Origin of the sequence: Idiomarina seosinensis, from assembly GCF_044797955.1 — a bacterium.
Classification (GTDB): Bacteria; Pseudomonadota; Gammaproteobacteria; order Enterobacterales; family Alteromonadaceae; genus Idiomarina; species Idiomarina seosinensis_A.
This window is the reverse complement of sequence record NZ_CP085211.1, coordinates 1,201,362-1,223,371: the sequence shown is the minus strand read 5'-3', so window position 1 is coordinate 1,223,371 and position 22,010 is coordinate 1,201,362. Positions and strand designations below refer to the sequence as shown.

17 protein-coding genes are annotated in these 22,010 nt (G+C 48.7%); 1 reads left to right on the top strand and 16 read right to left on the bottom strand.

All coding sequences use genetic code 11. The features are described 5' to 3' along the window. Positions 1-84: 84 nt before the first annotated feature. The 15 genes from pyrD to LG288_RS05735 all read right to left on the bottom strand — a co-directional run bounded on the left by pyrD (position 85) and on the right by LG288_RS05735 (position 20,649). A complete protein-coding gene (gene pyrD / locus LG288_RS05805; protein ID WP_404402940.1) occupies positions 85-1,101 on the bottom strand; it encodes a quinone-dependent dihydroorotate dehydrogenase in 1,017 nt (338 codons plus the stop codon). Continuing rightward, entirely contained in the window at positions 1,101-5,945 is a 4,845-nt protein-coding gene (locus LG288_RS05800) for an NAD-glutamate dehydrogenase (protein WP_404402938.1), read from the bottom strand. The genes pyrD and LG288_RS05800 overlap by 1 nt, the downstream gene beginning before the upstream one ends. Before the next feature lie 145 nt (positions 5,946-6,090). Continuing rightward, positions 6,091-6,318 carry a DUF2835 family protein gene (locus LG288_RS05795; RefSeq protein WP_404402936.1) on the bottom strand — a complete coding sequence of 76 codons (228 nt, stop codon included), beginning with the start codon at positions 6,316-6,318 and terminating at the stop codon, positions 6,091-6,093. Positions 6,319-6,363: 45 nt separating this feature from the next. Next, on the bottom strand, positions 6,364-8,973 hold the full coding sequence (pepN, locus tag LG288_RS05790) for an aminopeptidase N (protein ID WP_404402934.1): 2,610 nt from the start codon (positions 8,971-8,973) through the stop codon (positions 6,364-6,366). 9 nt (positions 8,974-8,982) lie between these two features. Continuing rightward, the gene (gene nhaC, locus LG288_RS05785; RefSeq protein ID WP_404402932.1) at positions 8,983-10,437 is read right to left on the bottom strand and encodes a Na+/H+ antiporter NhaC; all 1,455 of its coding nucleotides are present in this window, start codon (positions 10,435-10,437) and stop codon (positions 8,983-8,985) included. 11 nt (positions 10,438-10,448) lie between these two features. After that, the gene (locus tag LG288_RS05780) at positions 10,449-11,831 is read right to left on the bottom strand and encodes a sodium-dependent transporter (protein WP_404402930.1); all 1,383 of its coding nucleotides are present in this window, start codon (positions 11,829-11,831) and stop codon (positions 10,449-10,451) included. Positions 11,832-11,951: 120 nt separating this feature from the next. Then, positions 11,952-14,015, bottom strand: coding sequence for a carboxy terminal-processing peptidase (gene prc / locus LG288_RS05775; RefSeq protein ID WP_404402928.1), 2,064 nt, complete (start codon positions 14,013-14,015; stop codon positions 11,952-11,954). A 24-nt stretch (positions 14,016-14,039) separates the two neighbouring features. Beyond that, positions 14,040-14,705, bottom strand: coding sequence for an RNA chaperone ProQ (proQ, locus tag LG288_RS05770; RefSeq protein ID WP_404402926.1), 666 nt, complete (start codon positions 14,703-14,705; stop codon positions 14,040-14,042). Further along, complete coding sequence (locus LG288_RS05765; protein WP_404402924.1) at positions 14,698-14,988, bottom strand: hypothetical protein; 291 nt, start codon at positions 14,986-14,988, stop codon at positions 14,698-14,700. Before LG288_RS05765 ends, proQ begins: the two co-directional genes overlap by 8 nt. Before the next feature lie 7 nt (positions 14,989-14,995). Next, a complete protein-coding gene (locus LG288_RS05760) occupies positions 14,996-15,469 on the bottom strand; it encodes a GAF domain-containing protein (RefSeq protein WP_404402922.1) in 474 nt (157 codons plus the stop codon). 20 nt (positions 15,470-15,489) lie between these two features. Beyond that, complete coding sequence (locus tag LG288_RS05755) at positions 15,490-15,786, bottom strand: YeaC family protein (RefSeq protein ID WP_404402920.1); 297 nt, start codon at positions 15,784-15,786, stop codon at positions 15,490-15,492. Between the two features lie 9 nt (positions 15,787-15,795). Next, complete coding sequence (locus LG288_RS05750) at positions 15,796-16,125, bottom strand: hypothetical protein (protein WP_404402918.1); 330 nt, start codon at positions 16,123-16,125, stop codon at positions 15,796-15,798. A 150-nt stretch (positions 16,126-16,275) separates the two neighbouring features. After that, positions 16,276-17,952 (bottom strand): alanine/glycine:cation symporter family protein, encoded by a 1,677-nt coding sequence (locus LG288_RS05745; RefSeq protein ID WP_404402916.1) that lies wholly within the window; start codon positions 17,950-17,952, stop codon positions 16,276-16,278. Between the two features lie 51 nt (positions 17,953-18,003). Continuing rightward, the gene (locus tag LG288_RS05740; protein WP_404402914.1) at positions 18,004-19,131 is read right to left on the bottom strand and encodes a M14-type cytosolic carboxypeptidase; all 1,128 of its coding nucleotides are present in this window, start codon (positions 19,129-19,131) and stop codon (positions 18,004-18,006) included. A 72-nt stretch (positions 19,132-19,203) separates the two neighbouring features. Beyond that, positions 19,204-20,649, bottom strand: a complete 1,446-nt coding sequence (locus tag LG288_RS05735; protein ID WP_404402912.1) for a glyceraldehyde-3-phosphate dehydrogenase — start codon at positions 20,647-20,649, stop codon at positions 19,204-19,206. A gap of 99 nt (positions 20,650-20,748) precedes the next feature. On the opposite strand from LG288_RS05735, the gene LG288_RS05730 reads away from it, so the two are divergent. Further along, positions 20,749-21,579, top strand: a complete 831-nt coding sequence (locus tag LG288_RS05730; protein ID WP_404402910.1) for a DUF2989 domain-containing protein — start codon at positions 20,749-20,751, stop codon at positions 21,577-21,579. On the opposite strand, the gene msrB is transcribed toward LG288_RS05730, so the two are convergent. Further along, positions 21,542-21,943, bottom strand: coding sequence for a peptide-methionine (R)-S-oxide reductase MsrB (gene msrB / locus LG288_RS05725; protein WP_404402908.1), 402 nt, complete (start codon positions 21,941-21,943; stop codon positions 21,542-21,544). The genes LG288_RS05730 and msrB overlap by 38 nt on opposite strands. Positions 21,944-22,010 lie beyond the last annotated feature (67 nt).

Sequence of the window (22,010 nt, the reverse complement as noted above, 5' to 3'; positions counted from 1 at the left end):
AGTCCTTTTTTGGTCGTTATTGGTCGGATACAACGTGCTTAACACGATAAAATACTAAAAGCGGCTTGTGACAGCAAGCCCTTGCTACAAATCATTAACAAGATCTTTAACCAGTTTGGGGCCATGATAGATAAAGCCGGTATACAGCTGCACCAGACTGGCACCGGCTTTTAGCTTTTCCTGCGCTGCTGTGGTGCTGTCAATACCGCCGACACCAATAATAGGAATATCTTCAGAAAGATGCCGGCGCAAAGACTTAATCACGCCTGTGCTTCGTTCGCGCACCGGCGGGCCACTAAGACCACCCGCCTGCTCAGCAAGCTCAGCGTCTTTTAAATCATCACGGGCAAGGGTAGTGTTGGTCGCAATAACGCCGTCAATATGTTGCCCATTAAAAGCTTCAGCCATAGTCTTAATCTCTTCATCGCTTAGGTCAGGTGCTATTTTGACCACCACCGGCACATAACGCTGATGCTCTTCCGACAGCGCCTTTTGTTTATCTTTAATACCGGCAAGCAAATGATTTAAGGCGTCACCATGTTGAAAATTACGCAGCCCGGGCGTATTCGGTGATGAAATATTGACCGTGACATAATCAGCAACGGCATAGACTTTTTTCAGGCAAATCAGGTAATCATTCAGTGCGTCGGATTCCTCGGTACTTTTGTTTTTACCAATGTTAATGCCAATAACCGTGTCGCTGCCCTGCTCTTTTACCTTTCTAACCTGATTAACTAAGGCGTCAACGCCATTATTATTAAATCCCATCCGGTTGATGATGGCCTGGTCCTGCGGCAATCGAAACAATCGTGGCTTAGGGTTACCGGGTTGCGGCTTTGGCGTTACGGTACCGACTTCAACAAAACCAAAGCCCATCTGTGAAAAGGCTTTGATGCAGACGCCGTTTTTATCAAGTCCTGCAGCAAGGCCAACAGGATTGGGAAACTCCAGTCCCATTAAAGTGACTTTTTTTGGAGTCAGCCGTTGCCGCCATAATAGCGACAACGGGGTACCGGCACCTTTGCGTAATAAGCCGAGCGCTAAATCATGGGACCGCTCGGCATCCTGTGCAAAAAACCAACGCCTTATTAACGAGTACACTAATGGCTCACCTTAGGCGCACAATTGTGACTCAGTAACATCAGCTCGCGTAAAGCCACAGAGAACTTCGCAAACTCGTGGCTTTTAGTCGTGCGGAAATCTGACAACATACCCTGCCAACGTTGCAATAAGGCTTCGTTTTGCTCCATCCATTCATCCAGTTTTTGCTCTGCGTCTTTGGCTTCGCTGGTTGATTTAAGTACCACTAACGTCAGCGACCGCTGTTGCCAGTCAAGTTCTTCACGGAAGGCCGCGCGAGCCAGCGCCTGCCAATGGTTAGCCACGGGCTGGTTGTTAATCTGGTTAAGGAACCAATGCAGATTCAGTTTGGCGCCCAGGTAGAAGTACAAATGCCCGACTGTTGAGAAACTCTGGCCGGTATCAGCAGCAATCTCAGCCACATCCATTGCCGAGAACACTGTACTCAGACAGGCAACACGCTTGGCTAATTCAGCCGGATAACCTAACTCTTGGTAAGCTTCGGCCGATTTATTTAACACCTCCGCTTCGTCATCCGTCATGTAGTCCAGACAATTTTCTCGCAAATCGTCAAATGCCGGCATATAAAAATCAATGTGCTCCTGCACGCCATTTAAGTCCGGATTGCGGTGCCGCAGGAACCAGCGTGTAGCGCGCCGGACCATACGACGTAACTGGAACAAAATCTCATTTTGCGACTCGGCCGGGACCTTGTTGTTGAGCGCTTCAATCTGCTCACCTAAATCCTCTACCCGGAAGCATTCACGTGCCACTACATAGGCAGAAGCCACTTCAGCGACCGAGGCACCGGTCGCTTCTTGTTTACGCAACACAAAGTTTGGACCCATGTCATTGACGATATTATTGGCCAGTTTAGTGGCAATAATTTGTCCTTTCAGCGGGTGTGATTCCATTGCTTCAGCAAAGCGTTCCTGCAAAGGTTTCGGGAATGACATGAACAGTTCGTGTGAATGATAAGGATCCTGAGTAATCTCGTCAGTGATCAACTGTTCTTTCAACACCATTTTTCCGTAGGCGGTGATTACGGATAGTTCCGGACGTGTCAGTCCCTGATTGGTCGCCTGACGTTCGGCCAGCTCGTCATCAGAAGGCAAGAATTCCAGCGAACGGTTCAGGGCGCCATTGCGCTCCAGCTCCTGGATAAAGCGTTGCAGCTCTTTTAACTGATCAGCGCCACGCAGTGCGGTAACCGAAATCGACTGAGTCTGAAGGTTACAGTCATCCAGTACAATTTCGGCGACTTCTTCGGTCATATCGTAAAGCAACTGGTCGCGCTGTTTTTTGGTTAAATCACCGCTGTTAACCAGGCCGTTAAGCAGAATTTTGATGTTTACTTCGTTATCTGAACAATCAACACCGCCGACATTATCGACAAAGTCTGTATTAATTCGCCCGCCTTTTTGCGCGTATTCAATCCGGCCTAGCTGCGTTAAGCCCAGATTGCCACCTTCGCCGACAACTTTTGCCTGCAATTCGCCACCATTAACACGTAGCGCATCATTGGCGCGATCTCCGACATCAGAGTCGGTTTCCTGCAGAGCTTTAACATAGGTACCGATGCCTCCATTCCAAATCAAATCAACCTGCATGCATAAGCACGCCTTGATTAATTCGTTCGGTGTCAGGGTCTTTTTCTTTGTACCGAGCATCTTTTTCATTTCGGGCGTTAAAGTGATGCTCTTGGCGCTGCGGTTAAATATACCACCGCCCTTAGAAATTAAGTCTTTGTTGTAATCTTCCCAGCTGGAACGCGGCAAGTTAAACAACCGCTCTCGCTCTTTCCAGGAACTGGCCGCATCCGGATCAGGGTCAATAAAAATATGCAGGTGGTTAAATGCTGCCTGCAGGCGGATATGTTTGGACAGTAACATCCCGTTACCAAAGACATCACCGCCCATGTCACCAATACCGACACAGGTAAAATCGGTCGTCTGGCAATCAATTCCCATCTCACGGAAGTGGCGTTTTACCGACTCCCAGGCGCCACGAGCTGTGATACCCATTTTCTTGTGGTCGTAACCAACAGAACCGCCCGAGGCAAAGGCATCGCCCAGCCAGAAGTTGTATTCGGCCGAGATACTGTTGGCAATATCTGAGAAGGTCGCTGTGCCTTTATCAGCAGCTACTACCAGGTAAGGGTCCGGATCGTCGTGGCGAACCACCTGTTTCGGCGGCACGACCTCGTCGTCAATAATGTTGTCGCTGATATCCAACAAGGCGCGAATAAACGTCTTATAACACTCTTTACCCTCGGCCATCATGCCTTCGCGGTCCTCGGGTAAAGCTTTACAAATAAATCCGCCCTTGGCGCCGACCGGGACAATGACGGTGTTTTTAACCTGCTGGGCTTTAACCAGGCCAAGAACTTCGGTGCGGAAATCTTCGCGACGATCAGACCAGCGCAGCCCGCCGCGGGCAACTTTGCCCCCTCGCAGGTGAACACCTTCAACCCGTGGAGAATAAACAAAAATTTCATACTTAGGTAATGGCAGTGGCATTTCCGGCACTAATTCCGGAAGGAACTTAACCGAAATATATGGCTTGTCGTTGCCCTGCTCATCTGCCTGGAAAAAATTGGTCCGCAAGGCAGCGTCGATAAGCTCGACGTACCGACGAATGATGCGGTCATCATCCAGGTTGGCTACATTGTCCAGCTCGGCGCTTATGCGATTACGCAAGGTTTCAAGCTTTTTCTCGGTGCCTTTAATTCCCGGCTCGAAACGGGTAAAGAACATCTTCACCACCAGCTTGGCAAGTAACGGATACTTGCTGAAGGTACTTTCAATGTAATTCTGGCTGAAGGTAGTACCGATTTGTCGCATATATTTGGCAAACATGCGCAGGATAGTCACCTGCCGGCCCGTCATCCCGGCACCCAAAACCAGGCGGTTGAAACCGTCATCTTCCAGCTCACGGTCCCAGACTTTAGCGAAAGCGTCCTGGAACAGTTCACGGGTTGTTTCCAGTTCGAGCGAACCGCCGGTATGAATCATCTGGAAGTCAAGAATCCAGTAAACCACCCCGTCCGCAGTTCGGATCGGGTACGGACTTTCGCCAATCACGCGAAGACCGAAGTTTTCCAGCATTGGTAGTACATCCGACAGATGTATTGGTTCGTCTTTATGAAACAGTTTCAGGCGCAAATGAGCACTGTCATCTTTTTCTTCCTGAGCACGATAAAGCAACATGCCCAGTTTGTGGTTGTCATCCAGAGACTCCAGTTGTTTAAGATCCGAAATGGCAACCGATGGCAGAATTTCTTCTTTATAAGAGCGTGGGAAAGCACTCAGATAACGCTTTATCAGCTGTGTTGCTTTGGCTTCACTAAAGGTGGAATGAACAATGCGATCAAAATTATCTTCCCAGGTGCGTGCGGCTTCTATCAGGTTTTGTTCCAGTTCTTTCACATTGACTTCCTGTTGTGGATCACGAAGGCGGACGGTGTAATGCGTACGGGCAAAAGAGTTCTCTGAGAAGTAAGTTGTAAAATCGACCTCATGGTCGGTATTTAACGTACGCTGCAGGATTTTTTGCGTGCGAATGCGCAATATCGTGTTGTAGCGTTCTTTTGGTACAAACACCATAACGGACATATAGCGGCCAAAAATGTCCCGACGCACAAAGACCCGGGTCATATCGCGCTCTTGCATTTGCAAAACGCCTACGGCAACTTCCAGCAACTCAGTTTCGTCGGCCTGGACTATCTCGTCACGTGGATAGGTTTCCAGGATATTGACGATTGCTTTTGCTGCGTGAGATTGCAGAGCAAACCCTGAGTCTTCAATAACCCGGTTAATTTTGTCGCTGACTAACGGAATGTCGCGTGCGCTGTCATTGTAAAAGTTTGCCGAATAAAGACCGATGAAGCGCTCTTCTCCAACCACTTCTCCCTTTTCATCAAATCGCTTAATGCCGACATAATCGAAATAAGCAGGCCGGTGAACCCGCGACTTAGCGTTGGTCTTTGTCAGTAGTAAGACACGATCATCACGGCTTATCTCACGACCGTCTTCAGGCAGCGTCGAAATCAACCGCCCTTCATCACTGGCAGAGTTGCGCATCAGGCCCAGACTGCTGCCCGGTACCTGCTTGAGTTTATAATCGCCTTCAATCGGTTCAAGGTCGTAGGCGCGGTACCCTGTTAAGGTGAAGTTATCATTGGCCAGCCAGCGCAAAAAGCGTTGAATTTCTTCTTTCTTCTCGGTAGAGCCGGGATATTCGTCACCAGTGACTTTTTCAGCCACCGCTTTCAGCCGCTCGCGCATTGGTTGCCAGTCACTTACCGCCAGCCGCACTTCTTCCATGACCGACACCAGTTCTTTACGAATCGCTTTAAGTTCTTCTTTTTTAGTCTGGCGATCGATTTCAATTAAGAACACCGTGTCGACGTGATTATCACCACGGGTGCCGGGCTTCAGTAACTCCGTTACCTGATTATTTTCATCACGTTTGTGGCTAATGGGCATGTGCAACAGCAGATGCGAGGTGATCCCCATGCGCTGTAACGCCATGCGCACTGAATCCACCATAAAAGGCATGTCAGTCTGAATAATTTCGATGACCGTGTGCGGTGATTCCCAGCCATCATTAGGCACATCAGGGTTATAAACTTTAATCAGTGCCTTATCGCCCGGCTTATATTCGTTAAAGCTGTGCCACAAACCCAGCACAGCGCCGTACATATCACTATCATTACGATGGCTGAGGTCATCAGAGGCAATATTGCGATACAGGCGCTTGGCAAAGTCCTGAATCAAGTGGGATTGAGAGGAAGAAACTTTTTTCTTTATTAATTCAACGACTTTTTCCAGTACAACTGGAGACTGACCATCGACCAGCGACATAATTGCAGTGTCCTTCGCTTTTAAGTGAAACGCAGCAGGCAAGCCTCATTGGCTACCCACGCCCCGACCATCTATGACTGATGTTATTGTCGGACATTTAACGTGGCCTTTCAACGTCATTTGCTGTAATAGTTGTATGTATCCGCTAACGCAGGCGTTCCAGGTTAACGAATTTGTTATTTTTATCCACGGTCAGGCGAAATAACCCCCGCACTCCCGCGGAGTCAACAAAAGGAACCATTCGTCCGGCCGGTATGGCCACGCGCTTACCGCCGGTGGACGTTACAACCAACTGCTGAGCGCCGCCGCCATAATAAACCTCGATAAATTCCTGATAACTCATCGAAAGTGAAAACTCATAAGTTAAGTTCATGACTTTGGCTCACACAGCAATTTTATCGTTTTTATAAAGTGATTTTCAGGCAGCCAGACTGTTTTCAACTTTTTCAAACAAGTCACTGGCAAGGTTTGGCAATTCCCGCAATTGCTCAAGTTGATGCTTCATCATCAACTGACGGTCGCTGTCATAGCGCTGCCATGACACGAATGCGGTCAGTAAGCGCGAAGCCACCTGTGGATTCTTATCATTTAGCTGGCGAATAACCTCCCCTACTAAACGATAACCCGCGCCATCGGCACGATGGAACTGCGCCAGGTTTTGGCTAAATGCCGCCAGCAATGAGTATACCCGGTTAGGATTCTCAAGAGTGAAGTCCGGATGCTCCATCAACGCCTGAACTTTTTCTACAGTACCTTTTACGTCAGCCAGAGCCTGGGTCTGGAACCATTTGTCCATAACCAGCTTTTCGCCCCGCCACTGATTATCAAACTGTTGCAGCAAACTCTCTGCCGCAGGGTTTTGTGCCCAGGTCGTGGCCTGTAACAGGGCCAGGCTATCAGTCATGTTATCTGCCTGCTGATAAAGTTCGTCAAACCAGCGGGTGTTGCTCACAACTTCAGCCAGATAAATAAGCAGTGTATGGCGCAATTGCCGCAGGCCAATATCAGTGGTGGTCAGCTGGTAACCGTTAGCGGCCAGTTGCTGGCTAATTTTTTGATGGCTCTGCAACATAGGTTCCTTTAACGCCTCAGCCAACTGACGCTTTAGCATCTTTAAATTATCACTGAGTTGTTCAACAGGTATGGTCTGATATTGATCAGCCAGCGTCGCTGCATTGGGCAGCGTCAAAGCCAGTGCAGTCAGCGCCGGGTCACTGTCGCTTTGCAGCAAAGCGCGGCAGGCATTAGCGGTATCCTGGTCTAGTTGTACGCTTTGCTCTGCGGCAATTGCCTGATGTATCAAGCCGGCAAACAGTTGCTGAGACGCGTCCCAGCGACTAACCGGGTCAGGCGCAAAAGCCATCAAGGTGCGCAGTTCACCAGTCGATATCGAGCGCTCAACTTTAACCGGTGCTGAAAAATCGTCAAACAAGGACACCACCGGCTGCTGCGAATCGGAAAGCTGGCTGGCAAAGTCACCACTAATAACAAACTGTTGTTCGGCATCAGTTAATTGCAAAACCGACTCAGTTAGCTGAATTACTTCGCCTTCGGGGGTTAACGCTGACAACCGCACCGGAATATGAAAAGGTTTTTTATCCGGCTGACCGGGCGTTGCAGGTGTGGTTTGACTTAGCTGGATCTGTAATTGTTGCTTTGCGCTATGGTAGTCGACCCGGGCTTTGACTTGTGGAGTACCCGCTTGCGAATACCAACGTCGAAACTGACCAAAATCAACCTGGTTCGCATCCTCCATAGCACTGATAAAGTCTTCGCAGGTAACCGCCTGACCATCGTGGCGTTCAATATAACACTGCATACCGTGCTGGAACTTTTCTTCCCCCAGCAGGGTATGGATCATGCGAATGACTTCAGCGCCCTTGTTGTAAACCGTGACCGTATAAAAGTTATTCATCTCCAGTACTTTGTCCGGTCGAATGGGATGCGCCATGGGGCTTGCATCTTCGGTAAACTGATGAGAGCGAATAATCTTTACGTCCTGAATTCGGTTAACGGCTCGTGAACCCAGATCAGAACTAAACTCCTGATCACGAAAGACCGTTAATCCTTCTTTCAGGCTAAGCTGAAACCAATCCCGGCAGGTAACCCGATTACCGGTCCAGTTGTGGAAGTATTCATGACCAATAACGGACTCGACATTAAGAAAATCCTGGTCCGTTGCAGTTAAGGGGTTAGCCAGTACATATTTTGCGTTAAAAACATTCAGGCCTTTATTTTCCATGGCCCCCATATTGAAGAAGTCGACGGCTACGATCATATAAATATCCAAATCGTAAACCAGATTAAAGCGTTCTTCGTCCCATTTCATGGCCTTTTTTAATGAGCTTATAGCATGCTCGGAACGGTCCAGGTTTCCCTTGTCAACAAAGAGCTCCAGCTTAACTTCGCGGCCATCGCGGGTAGTGAAAGTATCTCTCAGTACATCGAAGTCACCTGCCACTAATGCGAACAAGTAGCTGGGTTTCGGATAAGGATCCTGCCAGCTGGCAATACGTTTTTCGCCTTTGTCCTGCTGGTCCAGCAGATTACCGTTAGCCAGTAAAAACGGGTACTGATTTTTGTCTGCAATTATCGTGGTGGTAAAGCGAGCCAGCACGTCGGGCCGGTCTAAATAATAGGTAATGCGCCTAAAGCCCTCAGCTTCGCACTGGGTACAATAGGTATTATCGGCCAGGTACAGGCCTTCGAGGGCTTTATTGGTACTGGGGTTAATCCGGTTAATAACAGTCAATGTAAAACGTGACTTAGTGGTCGCAATAGTTAACTGCTGGTCACTGATCGTAACGTCCTGCTCCGGTACAGCCTGGCCATCAAGCTGCAGAGACTCAAGAGTAATCGATTCACCATCTAAAACCAGTGGCTGCTGGTGATCACCCTGCCGTTCAACCACCATAATATTGGTAACCCGGGTATCCTGCGGGTCCAACTCAAAAGTCAGATCGACCTGTTCAATGGTAAATTGTGGTGCCTGATAATCGTTACGATATTTTGCTGCTTTTTGTGACATAGCCATCCATTACTGAGGTTGAACTTGTTGCTTCGGCTTAAGGTATAAAATAGTCCAGCCGGTGTAAGCAAAGAGGATGGCAATCATCGGTGTCAGATAATTGAAAAACGCATAAATGCCATACTCAAAGGGGCTTACGGCCAGTACGCTGAACATGTAGGCGCCGCATGTATTCCAGGGGATTAACGCAGAAGTTATGGTACCACTGTCTTCCAGAGTCCGCGATAAAACCCGCGGATCCAAATTACGGCGGGCGTATTCTTCTTTAAACATGCGCCCGGGTAAGACAATCGCCATGTACTGGTCGGCAGTCAGTACGTTAGCTCCAAAACAGGTAAATATGGTGCCGGTTATTAATGAGCCAACACTTTTTGCCGCCGTCAGCATGCCCTGGATAAAGCGCTTTAGCAGGCCTACTTTTTCCATCACCGCGCCAAAGGTCATGGCACTTAATATCAGCCATACGGTATTTAACATGCTGACCATGCCGCCGCCACTGAGCAGCGAGTCTAAATTGGTGCTGCCGGTACTAACGGAGGTGCCGTCCGACATTGCCAGCCAGACCACTTTAATACCTGCCAGTAACGAGCTATTACCGGCCATTTGAGCAACCATATCGGGCTGAAAAATCAGCGCCCAGACACCTCCCAGCAAGGCGCCGAAAAATACTGTCGGCAATGCTGGTCGGCGGGTCGCGGCCAGGTAAAGAAGAATCGCCAGCGGAACCAGCATTTCCCAGCCAATATTGAAGGTGGCATCAAGCTGTTGTTGCATTTGCTCCAGTCGCACCAGGCTCACCTCGGTTTTCGCGTTAAGCCCAAGGAACAGAAAGATAACCACAGAGATGATAAATGCCGGACCCGCGGTGTAACTCATATAGCGGATGTGTGAAAACAAGTCGGTTCCGCTGACCGCCGGAGCCAAGTTAGTGGTGTCAGATAAGGGTGACATTTTATCACCAAAGTACGCACCCGAAACAATCGCACCGGCTGCAATAGCAGGTTCTAGCCCCATGCCCGAGGCCACTCCCATTAGGGCCACACCAATAGTGGCCGCAGTGGTCCAGGAGCTACCTATCGAAAGCGCAACGACACCACAAATGATGCAGCTGGCGGCATAAAATAAACTGGGGTTAAGTAGTTCCAGACCAAAATAAATGAGTGTCGGCACAGTACCGGACAGTAGCCAGGTGCCGATCAAGGAGCCAACGGCAAGGATGATCAGCATAGCGCCCAGAGCTACTGAAATTCCCTCGGTGATACCCTCTTCAATTTGCACCCAGGTAAAGCCATTACGGAAGCCAACCAGCATGGCAATACCAGCTGCCACCCACAGAGCAATCTGATTAGGGCCATAAGAAGAGTCTTCGCCAAAAAAGTAGACCGAAGAACCCAGCATAATAATTAACGCAAATAGCGGGATGAGAGCTTGCGTTAATGTTGGCTGTTTTGTCGTATGAGTCATGTTGTTAAAACCTAAAGTTTAATTACACCAATGAGCTGTAAAAAGATAATGATAATAGCAACGGGCGCTACGTATTTAAGACACAAGATCCAGATATCATAAAGACCCTTGGTCGAATCCAACTCGTCCTCGGAATATTGCCGCTGCATCACCCAACCCGCCAGAACGGCTAATAACAAGCCGCCCAGCGGTAGCAGGAAACTGGAGGTTAATACGTCAATTAAGTCAAAAATACTGGCTATGCTTTTGCCAAACCAGGACCAGCCCAGTTGCGTCCAGCTTGCTTCGGCAAAGGAATGGACCGTCAGCTGCCCCAGCAGCCACAATACCGAACCCGATATTAGGGTGGCCGGCCAACGGCCGACACGAAATTTTTCTGCCACAAAAGCAACCGAGGACTCAATCATCGCAATGGCTGAAGTAAACGCAGCGATGACCAGCATGGTGAAAAATACCGTGCCGACCAAAGCGCCTGCCGGCATTTCACTAAAGGCAATAGGCAAGGTGGTGAAGATCAGTCCTGCCCCTTCGCTCGGGGTCAGGCCATAGCCAAACACCAACGGAAAGATGGCTAAACCAGCCAGCAAGGCGACGAATGTGTCCAGTACCGCAATCCAGAGGCTGGTCTGAACTATCGAGGTTTCGCGTGGCAAGTAAGCGCCGTACATAATAACAACACCGGAGGCCAGCCCCAGAGTAAAAAACGAATGCCCCAGGGCTATCATGACCCCGTTAACCGTCAGCTGATTAAAGTCCGGCTCAAACATAAAACGCACCGCAGCACCGAAATCCCCGATATTGCCCGCGTATATCGCAATGCCAATCAACAGTAAAATCATAGCCGGTAGTAAAAACTGGACAGCCCGTTCAAGGCCATTTTTTACCCCGTTACCCACCACCGAAACGGTGGCGACAACAATTAGCGTATGCCACAGGGTTAATTCCCCGGGCGAACTTAATAGTGCGCCAAACTTCTCTCCGATCTGCGCGGCACTGGCGCCGGTAAAGCTGCCCTCTGCAGCCTTAAAAACATAAGCCAGTCCCCAACCTGCTATAACGGCATAAAAACTCAGCACAAGATAGCCGGTTAACATACCAAGCCACCCTGCAATCTGCCAGCCTGAGCTTTTTTTCGATTCTTCAGCGACAGCTTTGGCGGCATAACCGGGAGAATGGCGACCGCGACGGCCAATAACGACCTCTGCCATCATGATCGGCAGGCCGATAAACGCAATACAGAGTAAATAGACGAGCACGAAGGCGCCACCGCCATTTTCACCCATCACGTAAGGGAACTTCCAAATGTTGCCCAGCCCCACAGCAGCGGCGGCTGAAGCAAGGACAAATGAAAGGCGGCTTGACCAGCGACTGGATATTGTATTTGTTATTTTCATTATTTGTTTTAGGTCAATTTTTATAACGGGATAGTTGACCATAAAATCAAGGTGTTTACTACGCAAACAACAAAAAACCGCCATAACCGGCGGTTTTTTGAACAGTTTTTGCTGCAGCAGTTAGCGAGTATTCGCGGCTAACTGCTCTTTTTCAATGTACTCGAAAGCCACTGCCATGGCTTGTTCAAGATAAGGGTCAACTTCCAGCACCTCGTCCTCGGCATCATCAACCGACTCGACGGGTTCAAGCCCCATTCGTTTAAGCCGGTCATTTATCCGTTGCAGACGAATTTCCTTCTGCTCTTCCTGCTGCGCCTTGCGCGCTTCGATATTCAGGCTAACCCAGGTCTTATCCTTTTCTTCGCGCATACGGGCAATTTCATCGAAGATATAATCAAACTCCGGATCCCGATCGATGCGCTCATTCAGCGCTTGCTGTAAGGCTTTCAATTCGGACTCATCCACCCGGTCGAGTTGCCGATAGGCTGCCTTTTCGACGCTATCCCAGGGTAAGGCGTTTTCTTCTTTGCTTTCGCCCCACTCAGATGCCTCAATATAAGACGGCAGTGTAATGTCCGGCGTGACACCTCGCAGCTGCGTACTGCCACCGTCAATCCGATAGAATTTCGCAATGGTGTACTGCACGCTGCCAAGGGGCTTATCGTAAAAGTCAAAGCGGCGGGTCAATCCACGGTGTTGTTGCACGGTACCTTTACCGAAGGTATTTTCACCAATGATCAAGGCGCGCTCGTAATCTTGCATTGCCGCAGCAAAAATTTCCGACGCAGAAGCACTGTAGCGGTCGACCATGACCGTTAACGGGCCATCGTAGTAGGTTTTACCGTCGCGGTCTGAGCTAACGTCGACTTTACCGCGACCATCACTGACCTGCACCACCGGACCTTCATCAATAAACAGTCCGGTCAGACTGATGGCTTCGCTTAACGAACCACCACCGTTACCACGCAGGTCAACAATCACCCCTTCAACGTCCTGGCTTTTTAAGTCATCAAGTAAGCCTTTCACGTCGCTGGTCAAATTATTATAAAAACCAGGGATATCGATGACACCCATTTTGCGCCCCTGGTAAGGACCTTCGGTTGGTTCTTTAACCTCGGCTTTGGCCTGGCGGTCCTCAAGTTTGACCTTGTCACGGGTAATTTCGACCACTTTAGGTGTACCACCGGCACCCTGTGAGGCTTCTAACACCTGTAACCGCACCGTCGAACCTTTCGGCCCTTTGATCAGCTCGACCACATCATCCAGCCGCATGCCAATGATGTCGACAAAGTCTTCACCATCTTCAGCAGAACCCTGGCCTACCGCGATAATTTTATCTTCCGGAGACAACTCATCGGTTTTGGCTGCCGGCCCACCGGGCACCAGACTACGGATTACCGTGTAATCGTATTCGGACTGCAGTACCGCACCGATCCCTTCCAGCTCCAGGTTCATATTCTGCCGAAAACGTTCAGAGTTCTGCGGTGATAAGTAGCTGGTGTGAGCTTCGACCGAGCGGGCAAAGGCATTCAGCAATGTCTGGAAAACATCCTCACTCTTAGAGTTGGTTAAGCGATTTAATGCGCTGTTATAACGCTTACCCAGAGTTTCGACAATTTCCGGCCATTCTTTACCAGCCAGCTTTAAATTCAGAGCATCGTATTTAACCCGCGACTGCCAAAGCTCGTTCAGATCGGCTTCGGTGTCGGCCCAGTCGGCGTCTTCGCGGTCGTAATAATATTTATCGTCTTCCTGGGTGAAGTCCATTGGCTGTTCTTCATCAAGCAACGATAAAGCGTACTGATAACGTTGAAAACGACGCTTGAGACTGGTCTGATACAGGTCATAAGCAATATCCAGCTCGCCGCTGTTAATCATGTCATCAAATAATGACGCGTATTCTTCTGAGCGCGCCACATCCGATTTTAATAAAAACATTTTGTTGTAATCGAGCATCTGCAAATAACGCTCATGAATTTTATTCGACAGGGCATCATCCAGCGTTGGCTGAGAAAAATGATAACGAGTAAAATAAGCGGCCGCTCGCTCAGCTGCCGTATCATGATGGTCTTCTTGTTCTAACTGCGGTAATTCTTCAATGTCGTGAGCTGGAGGGATCGCCAGCAAGCCAGGCGAAACCAGCATTAATGCCAGTACGCTTTTTTTAAGCAACGGATACTTCATGGACGACTCCTACCAACTCTGGACTTATTGCGCTTTGACAAAAACGTTGTCGATTTTAACCTTCATACTCAGGCCATTATTCAACTGTACCTGAATATCGTCTTTATCAATTTCGGTTACGATTGCCGGCATCGGTTGATTGCCAGCTTTAACTTGTACTTGTTGACCAACCGATAAAGCTGTTAGTTCCACATCGTTTAACTTAGGCGCAGGTTTGTTATTGCTTGTACGCGCTTTTTTGTCCGTTGGTTTACTGCTTTTGGCCGGCACTTTCGCCCGACTTGCACGACGCTGCCGTTTTTCAGCAGTTTCCGGTGCTTTTTCAGCTTGCTCTTGCTTACGGGCTTTATTTTTTTCTGCCACCCGCGCCTTTGACTCCTGCAGTGATTGTTCTGCATGTTGCTGATGCTCTTCAGTCACTGGCTCGACTTCGTTCCCGTCCAGGTCAACACGCTGTTTGCCTTGTTTTACGCTGTGCAAATAACGCCAACTGTTGGTGTAATGACGTAATGCTGTACGAAGGCGGGTTTTACTGACCATGGGATCATCGTCCAGGCGCTTTGCCAAATCGTCAAAGATGCCGATTTTAAGTGGTTTTGCGTCTCCCTTTACAGAAAAACAAGCAGGAAACTGTTCCGCTAAATAGGCGATAACATCTTTGCTTTTGGTTAGCTTTGCCGGTTCATTCATTCCAATCTTCTTCCTGTTCACGAACTGCTTTTAAAACGGATTTGACGTAGTCATCCATTTCTTCGAATTCCAAATCTATTAATGCGGGCTCTTCAATCCAGTCAAATAAGGTGCGCCGCACAGCTTCTTCTAACTGCTCTAAAGTATCAGATTCGCTGCGATAATGGTTAATTAAATGCAGCATTTCATTGATGTTATCGGCAGCTAGTTCACACTCATGATCAAAAAACCAAGTGTCTTGCTGGCTGACTAAATACAATTGCACATCAAATTCAGTGACCATATCTGGGTTACCTTAACTGATGCCAGTCCAGTTGTGCGCAAACATCGGCAATAGCCGCTATGATTTCTGCGTCCTGGGCTGAAAAACGGGCGGTACTGGGGCTGTCAATGTCCAGTACCGCGACCACTTGCTGGTCGACTATAATTGGCGCAACCACTTCGCTGTTAGACGCTGCGTCACAGGCAATGTGTCCGCTGAACTGATGTACATCATCAATATGCTGAAGTTGTTTTTGTGCTGCTGCGGTGCCACAAACCCCCTGGCCGAAGGGAATACGAACACAGGCTACTTTTCCCTGAAAAGGGCCCAGAACCAATTTTTCCTGCTCTTTAACCAGGTAAAAACCAGCCCAGTTGATGTCCTCCAGACCGTTAAAAACAACAGCTGCTATATTAGCCAGGTTAGCAATTAAGTCGGGCTCGCCTTCGGTGATCGCCTGACACTGGCGTACCAGGCTGTTTAGATTACTCACATCTTTCATCAATTATGTGCTCTTGTTGATTAGTTGGCCGCATCGTCATTCAGTGGAAAGCGGGCAATCGGTTGTTCAACCTGTTCGCCGTATTGCTGCTTTAACTCGCGCTTGCTTTTCATTAGCAGCTCACCGTTTTTGCCGATACTCATATGCTGCTCTGAGGGAATGAATTTAGCCTGATAAGCCATGATTAGCTGCAGCGAGTTCTCCCGCTGTTCGTCAGTCAGCTTATTGCCGTCAGGCCAACGGCCGGTTTCTACAGCGACAACCAGGCGATCATAGGTATCGCGGCTCATAGAACTAACGAGGTCATTAAATTGCACGAGGCCGTCCTAAGATCGTTTTCTTTTCAGGAATAGCATTTGCACCCGGTTAATAATAAACCAGAGCAAACCGACGATAAGCACACCGATAGCGACATTATATTGCCAGCTGTCAGGCAAAGGCTGCTGCATAAACAAGTAGATAAAAGCGGCAATCGCTAATAGTAAGGCCAACATCGAGCGTGACAGCAGCCGGTCTCGCTTCTCCTGCTGCAGGCGAATAAATTCGCGCTCTAAATCTTCTTTTGACTGGCCGGCAAAAACAAACTGACAGTGCGGGCATTCGCGGGCTTTCGATGAAATCCGTTTATGACATGATGGGCATTTGGCTAGAGCCATAACTGATATTTCCCGTTGATACTGAACATGAATTCTGTCTCTACTGCTTGCAATATAAGGCTTTTAACAGCAATTTCAAGCATACGGACCGGTAAATAAAAAACGACCGGTACAAAGACCGGTCGCCTGAATAAATTGCCACTGCAGCAATTATTTCTTCTTGTGCTCTTTATTAAAGTCATGCCAATAGGACTTAACGGTACCTTTCATTTCCCTATGCAACAACAACATTCCCAGCAAGTTCGGCAATGTCATTAGGACGATAGCAACTGCTGAGGCTGTCCAGACTAATGTCGTATCGGCAAAAGACGCCCAGAAAAAGCCGGCAACATACAGAATACGGTACGGCATTACACCTTTTTGCCCAACCAGATAAACCACTGCCCTGTCACCATAATAGGACCAGGCAATAGCAGTCGAGAAGGCAAACATTAACAGCGTAATCGGAATAATGTATTGTCCGTAATCACCAAAGTAACCATTAGCAAAAGCCAGCGACGTTAAGGCTGCCGAGTGTACCAGCGATTTACCAATGACCTCGATATCTTCCTTAATCAAGCGACCATTTTTGATCGTTACTGAACCGTTGTAGGCATCTTCTCCTGCCACAATAAAGCGCACGTCTTCAGCAACAGAACGGGCATGCAAAATAGTGAACTGACCATTTGTCTGTGCTTCACCATCGATAACCTGAACGACCCCGTTGTACCGCTCAACGTCATTATCGGAGGTGTCGTTAAGATAAGCGTACAGTGCCTCGCGATCCGGCAACTCTTTATCGGAATAATCGCCGACAACAAACTCAAGGTCGCTGCGGGCAAAGTTATTTTCGAACTTCTCAGTCCAGACTCCCGATGACAGAATAACCAGCCCGGTTAGGGTACAAATTAAAATGGTGTCCAAAAATGGTTCAAGAATCGATACTAAACCTTCCGACACAGGATCCTCAGCACGCGCGGATGCGTGGGCAATTGGTGCCGAACCCTGACCTGCTTCGTTCGAAAACAAACCACGGTTAACACCTCGGTTAAAGGCATACGCAAAGCTTGCCCCGAGGAAGCCGCCGGCCGCAGCCGAGCCAGAGAAGGCGTTTGTGAAGATCGAGCCGAACGAGGCACCGATGTTATCGATATTAAAGAAAATAACGCTCAGCGAGCCAATAACATACAGCAGGCCCATAATGGGAACGATTTTAGAGGTTACCGCCGCAATACGCTTTATGCCGCCGATGATCACCATGGCCAGCAAGATTGACAGCACCGCACCCGTTAATACGGGCTCAATCTGAAACGTCTGCTCCATCGACTGAGCGATATTATTAATTTGCGGCATGTTGCCGGTACCAAAGGAACTGATAATGGTTGCAATGGCAAAAATTACCGCCAACCACTTCATGTTCAGACGCCGGTCCATATAGTACATAGGACCACCGGCCATAGTACCGTCTTCGGTTTTAACCCGGTATTTATGCGACAGGGTAACCTCAACAAATTTGGTTGTCATACCCAAAAATGCGGTTACCCACATCCAGAAGATCGCCGCCGGTCCACCGAGGAATATCGCTAACGCAACACCACCGATGTTACCCGTACCTACGGTCCCGGAGAGCGCCGTCGATAAAGCCTGAAAGTGACTGGTATCACCCTGAGTACCTTTCCGATCAAACTTACCCCCTAATACCTTCCAGGCGTGCTTAAAGTACCGGACTTGAGGAAAGCCCAGGTAAAGAGTGAAGAATAAACCCACCCCCAGCAGTAAAAACGGAAAATAGACTGCCGAACCTAAATATTGGTCAATCCAGAGTAAAAAGTTATTGAGCGCTTCCAACGTCTGCTCCCCTTAATTATTGTTATTTTAATGTGGCTAATGACTCTATTATTACCGCAATTTAGGCGCGACTGCCAATATTGCCGTTAATACATCCTCACCCAGACGCTGACAGCGCGCTGCTGACCAGCCAAAGTCTTCATCAGGTAAGTCAGCGTTGTCTTTAAAAGGCATTTCCAGGGTATAAGATAAACATTTAAAACGCTCACCAACAGCCGAGTTTGCAACGGTCATATTGGCCTTGCCCGGTTCATCCCGCTGATAACCGAATTTTGTCTGAAATTCGGGCGTTGCTGCAGACAGTGCCGATTTAAAAAGGTTTTCCAGCTCTTCATGGCGTTCATCGTACGCCGGAATACCTTCGCAGCCGGCGACAAAATTATAAGGCAGAGCCTCGTCTCCGTGTACATCCAGGTACATATCAACGCCGGTTTCCTGCATCCGGTTTAGCACATAAAATACTTCCGGGCTTTTTTCCAGGCTGGGATCAGCCCATTCACGGTTAAGGTTGGTACCTGCTGCATTAGTACGAAGATGTCCGCGAACGCTGCCATCAGGGTTCATATTAGGGACTAAATAAAAGACATTGTCCTGCAGTAATTTGCGGGCAACACCGTCTTCATCATCCAGCAACCGCGTAATCAGGCCTTCCATAAACCATTCCGCCATTGACTCGCCCGGATGCTGACGGGCAGTTATCCATATGGTCTTTTTATGCTCTGCAGGTTCGCCGACAATCAATAAATTAAGCTCGCGACTGTCCAGCGTCTCGCCCAGCAGCTCATGGTAACAGTCAACTGACTGCTGAGCGGTTTGCACCAGATCCTGATGACGCTCGTAAGAATATGGGATGAAGTAGGCGTAAAATACCGCTTCCTGCTCTGGCGAATGGCGGATGGTTAACTCTTTGCCATTGTACTCTGTAGGAACCCGAAACCAGGTTTCGCGGTCATAGGACGCCAGTGCCTGGTAGTCTTTCCAGCCATCAGGATAAGCCGCCTGCCCCGCATTCTCTATGGTCAGCACATGCTCTTCACCAACCTCAGCAAACAGTTTAAAATGAAACCATTGGTAAAAATCTGATTCATGATCCTTACGAATGGCCAGCCGAATATCGTCAGGCTGTTCTGCTTTAATCACATCGATATTACCGCTATCAAAAGCTGCATTAATATGCATAGTATTTCCTTTGTCTGCGTCTATGGTTTTATTATGCGATAAAAAAAGCGCCGCAGGCGGCGCTTTCAACCCTTAGCGGGGTAAGTTAGGTACCTTAAGCCCGGCCATCGTTTCTGCCACACGGACTACCTGGCAGCTATAACCAAACTCGTTATCATACCAAACGTAAAGCACGGCACGGTCTTCGTCAACAATGGTGGCTTGTGAGTCGACAATTCCGGCATAGCGGGATCCGACCAAATCCGAAGATACAATTTCTGTCGAAGCCGTGTAATCAATTTGGCTTTCCAGGTCAGAATGCAATGCAGTCTGACGCAGGTAATCGTTCAGTTGTTCGGCACTGGTCGACTGGCTGAGATTAAGGTTCATAATAGCCATCGAAACATTTGGCGTTGGTACCCGGATAGCATTACCCGTCAATTTTCCTTTCAGTTCAGGTAACGCTTTGGCCACCGCTTTGGCAGCTCCGGTAGAGGTAATTACCATATTCAGTGGTGCCGAGCGCCCACGACGCTCTGCGCTATGGTAATTATCAATTAAATTCTGGTCGTTAGTATAAGAGTGGACCGTTTCTACATGGCCGTTCTTGATGCCGTACTGGTCATTAACAGCTTTTAATACCGGCGTAATGGCGTTAGTTGTACATGAAGCCGCAGAAACAATCCGGTCATCATCGCTGATGTCTTTGTCATTAACACCAAAGACAATGTTTTTGATATCACCTTTTGACGGCGCAGTCAGCAGAACCTTAGCAACACCTTTAGACTGTAGGTGTAAGCCCAGACCTGCTTCATCTTTCCAGATACCGGTATTATCAATAACCAGCGCGTTGTTGATCCCGTATTCGGTGTAATCAACCTGGTCAGGACCATTGGAATAGATAACGCGGATATTGGTGCCGTTCGCTTTTATGCTGTTGCTTTCTTTATCCACAGTAATTGAGCCGTTAAATTGGCCGTGGATTGAATCGCGTCGCAATAAACTCGCCCGTTTTTCAAGATCTCCATCGCGGCCGCCACGAACCACAATGGCACGTAAGCGCATTTTATTATTGGCACCGTTACGCTCGATCAGCAATCGTGCCAGCAAGCGGCCAATACGGCCAAAACCATACAGCACCACATCTCTAGGCTCGATATTGTCTTCAACTTCAACAATTTCTTTAAGTTCCTGACGAACGTAGTCGCTAACCTCTAAGTCCTTTGCTTTACCACCAAACAAGTAACCATAGGCTAATTTACCCAGGTCAACCCGACCCGGTGCCAACTGCATTTTGGCCAGAGCTTCTAAAAAAGGGAAGCTTTCGCGCAAGCGGACTTTTTGCCCTTCGTGGCGACGAATCAACCGATGTGCTTTGATGATGGTAATGGTATCAACGTTCAACAGCGAACGTCCGTACACCAAGATCTCGACACCAAAGTTGCGATACAAGCGGCCAATTAATGGCTGCATTAACTCGGCGTACTCCTGGCGCTCCTGCCAGCTTGATAACGTTGCATCTTGCTGAGTTGAGTTCATTAGCTCTTTCCTCGTTCTGTGGTAAGCTGAAATAAAAATCGCCGCTATTGTACTCAAAAGCGGCCGTATTAGCCAATCGAAACTGGGGTGAATAAAGGCATGCAAACACGCCTGTTATTGACAGTTGTTGCAACAAGCGCTGCGGCGCTGCTCTTCGTTGCCTGCAGTGACCGGCCACCTACCGTTGATGAGATCTGTCAGCACAGCCCTGAATTATGCACCGATCTAAACCAGGACGGCTGGTGTTACACCGAACGTCGGATACTGATAAAAAGCCGCTACAACTTTCAGCAGCAAGCCAGCCCCCGCCACCATTTTTTGTTACTACGCGATTTAAAGGATTACTCTCAGTGCATGGAGCTGGCATCGATTGTTGAACACCGCAACGAAAAACAAAAGCAGTCACAGCGTATCGAGGCTTATTTAAACAGCTTGGAACGATTGCAGCAGCTTGGTGATCAGGCCATGCAAAGCGATGCGCCGATTTTACTTTACTGGCGCTGGGCAAACCGCGGCGACACCAAGGCATTACAGCAATTTCTCCAGTTACGGGACACGCCGGCCGTACAAGATCATGTTTTACAGCATGCATTTGCCAGTTATTACGCCAAGACCAACGAGCAGCAGATGCTGGAGCATTTGTACCGATCGCTGCGGCTGTACCAACCCGATGAACGGTTTATCGTCGAAGTTCCTGAGTCGTTACTGACTTATTACCTGCAACACGATGATGTAGCCGCAGCCTATATCTGGTCCCGAGTGGCTATCGAATTCGGCTCTGAGACAATAACCGAGGACGACATGCACGCTATCATCAACGCCGATAAGGCAACATATGAGGGCTGGCAGGATGTCGCCGACTCGGTCATTGAAGCGCTGAATTCCGACGCCTTTAAAGGTCGTCCTGATGCACCATGGCAACTGAATTAATACAGTAGCGCTGCCCTGTATCCGTCGGCCCGTCTTCAAAAACATGACCTAAATGACCATGGCATTGGCTGCAAAGGATTTCGGTACGGGTCATGCCGTGACTGCTGTCTTTTCGATACTCAACGGCACCCTCAATGGCGCGGTCGAAACTCGGCCAGCCACAGTGCGCCTCAAACTGCGCGTCGGCAGCAAAAATCGGCTGACCGCAACCTGCGCACAGATAATTTCCTTGCTTATCCAGGCTTAGGTACTTACCTGAGAACGGCCGTTCGGTCCCCTGTTCACGCAGCACATTATAAGCTTCCTCGGAGAGTTCATCGCGCCACTCTTTATCGGCTAAATCTTTCCAATCCCGGTCTGTCATAAATTCTCCTGCTTTTTTGTCTTATGACTGAAATAAACGCTATGCTAAACTACTGAGCATCAGTTAA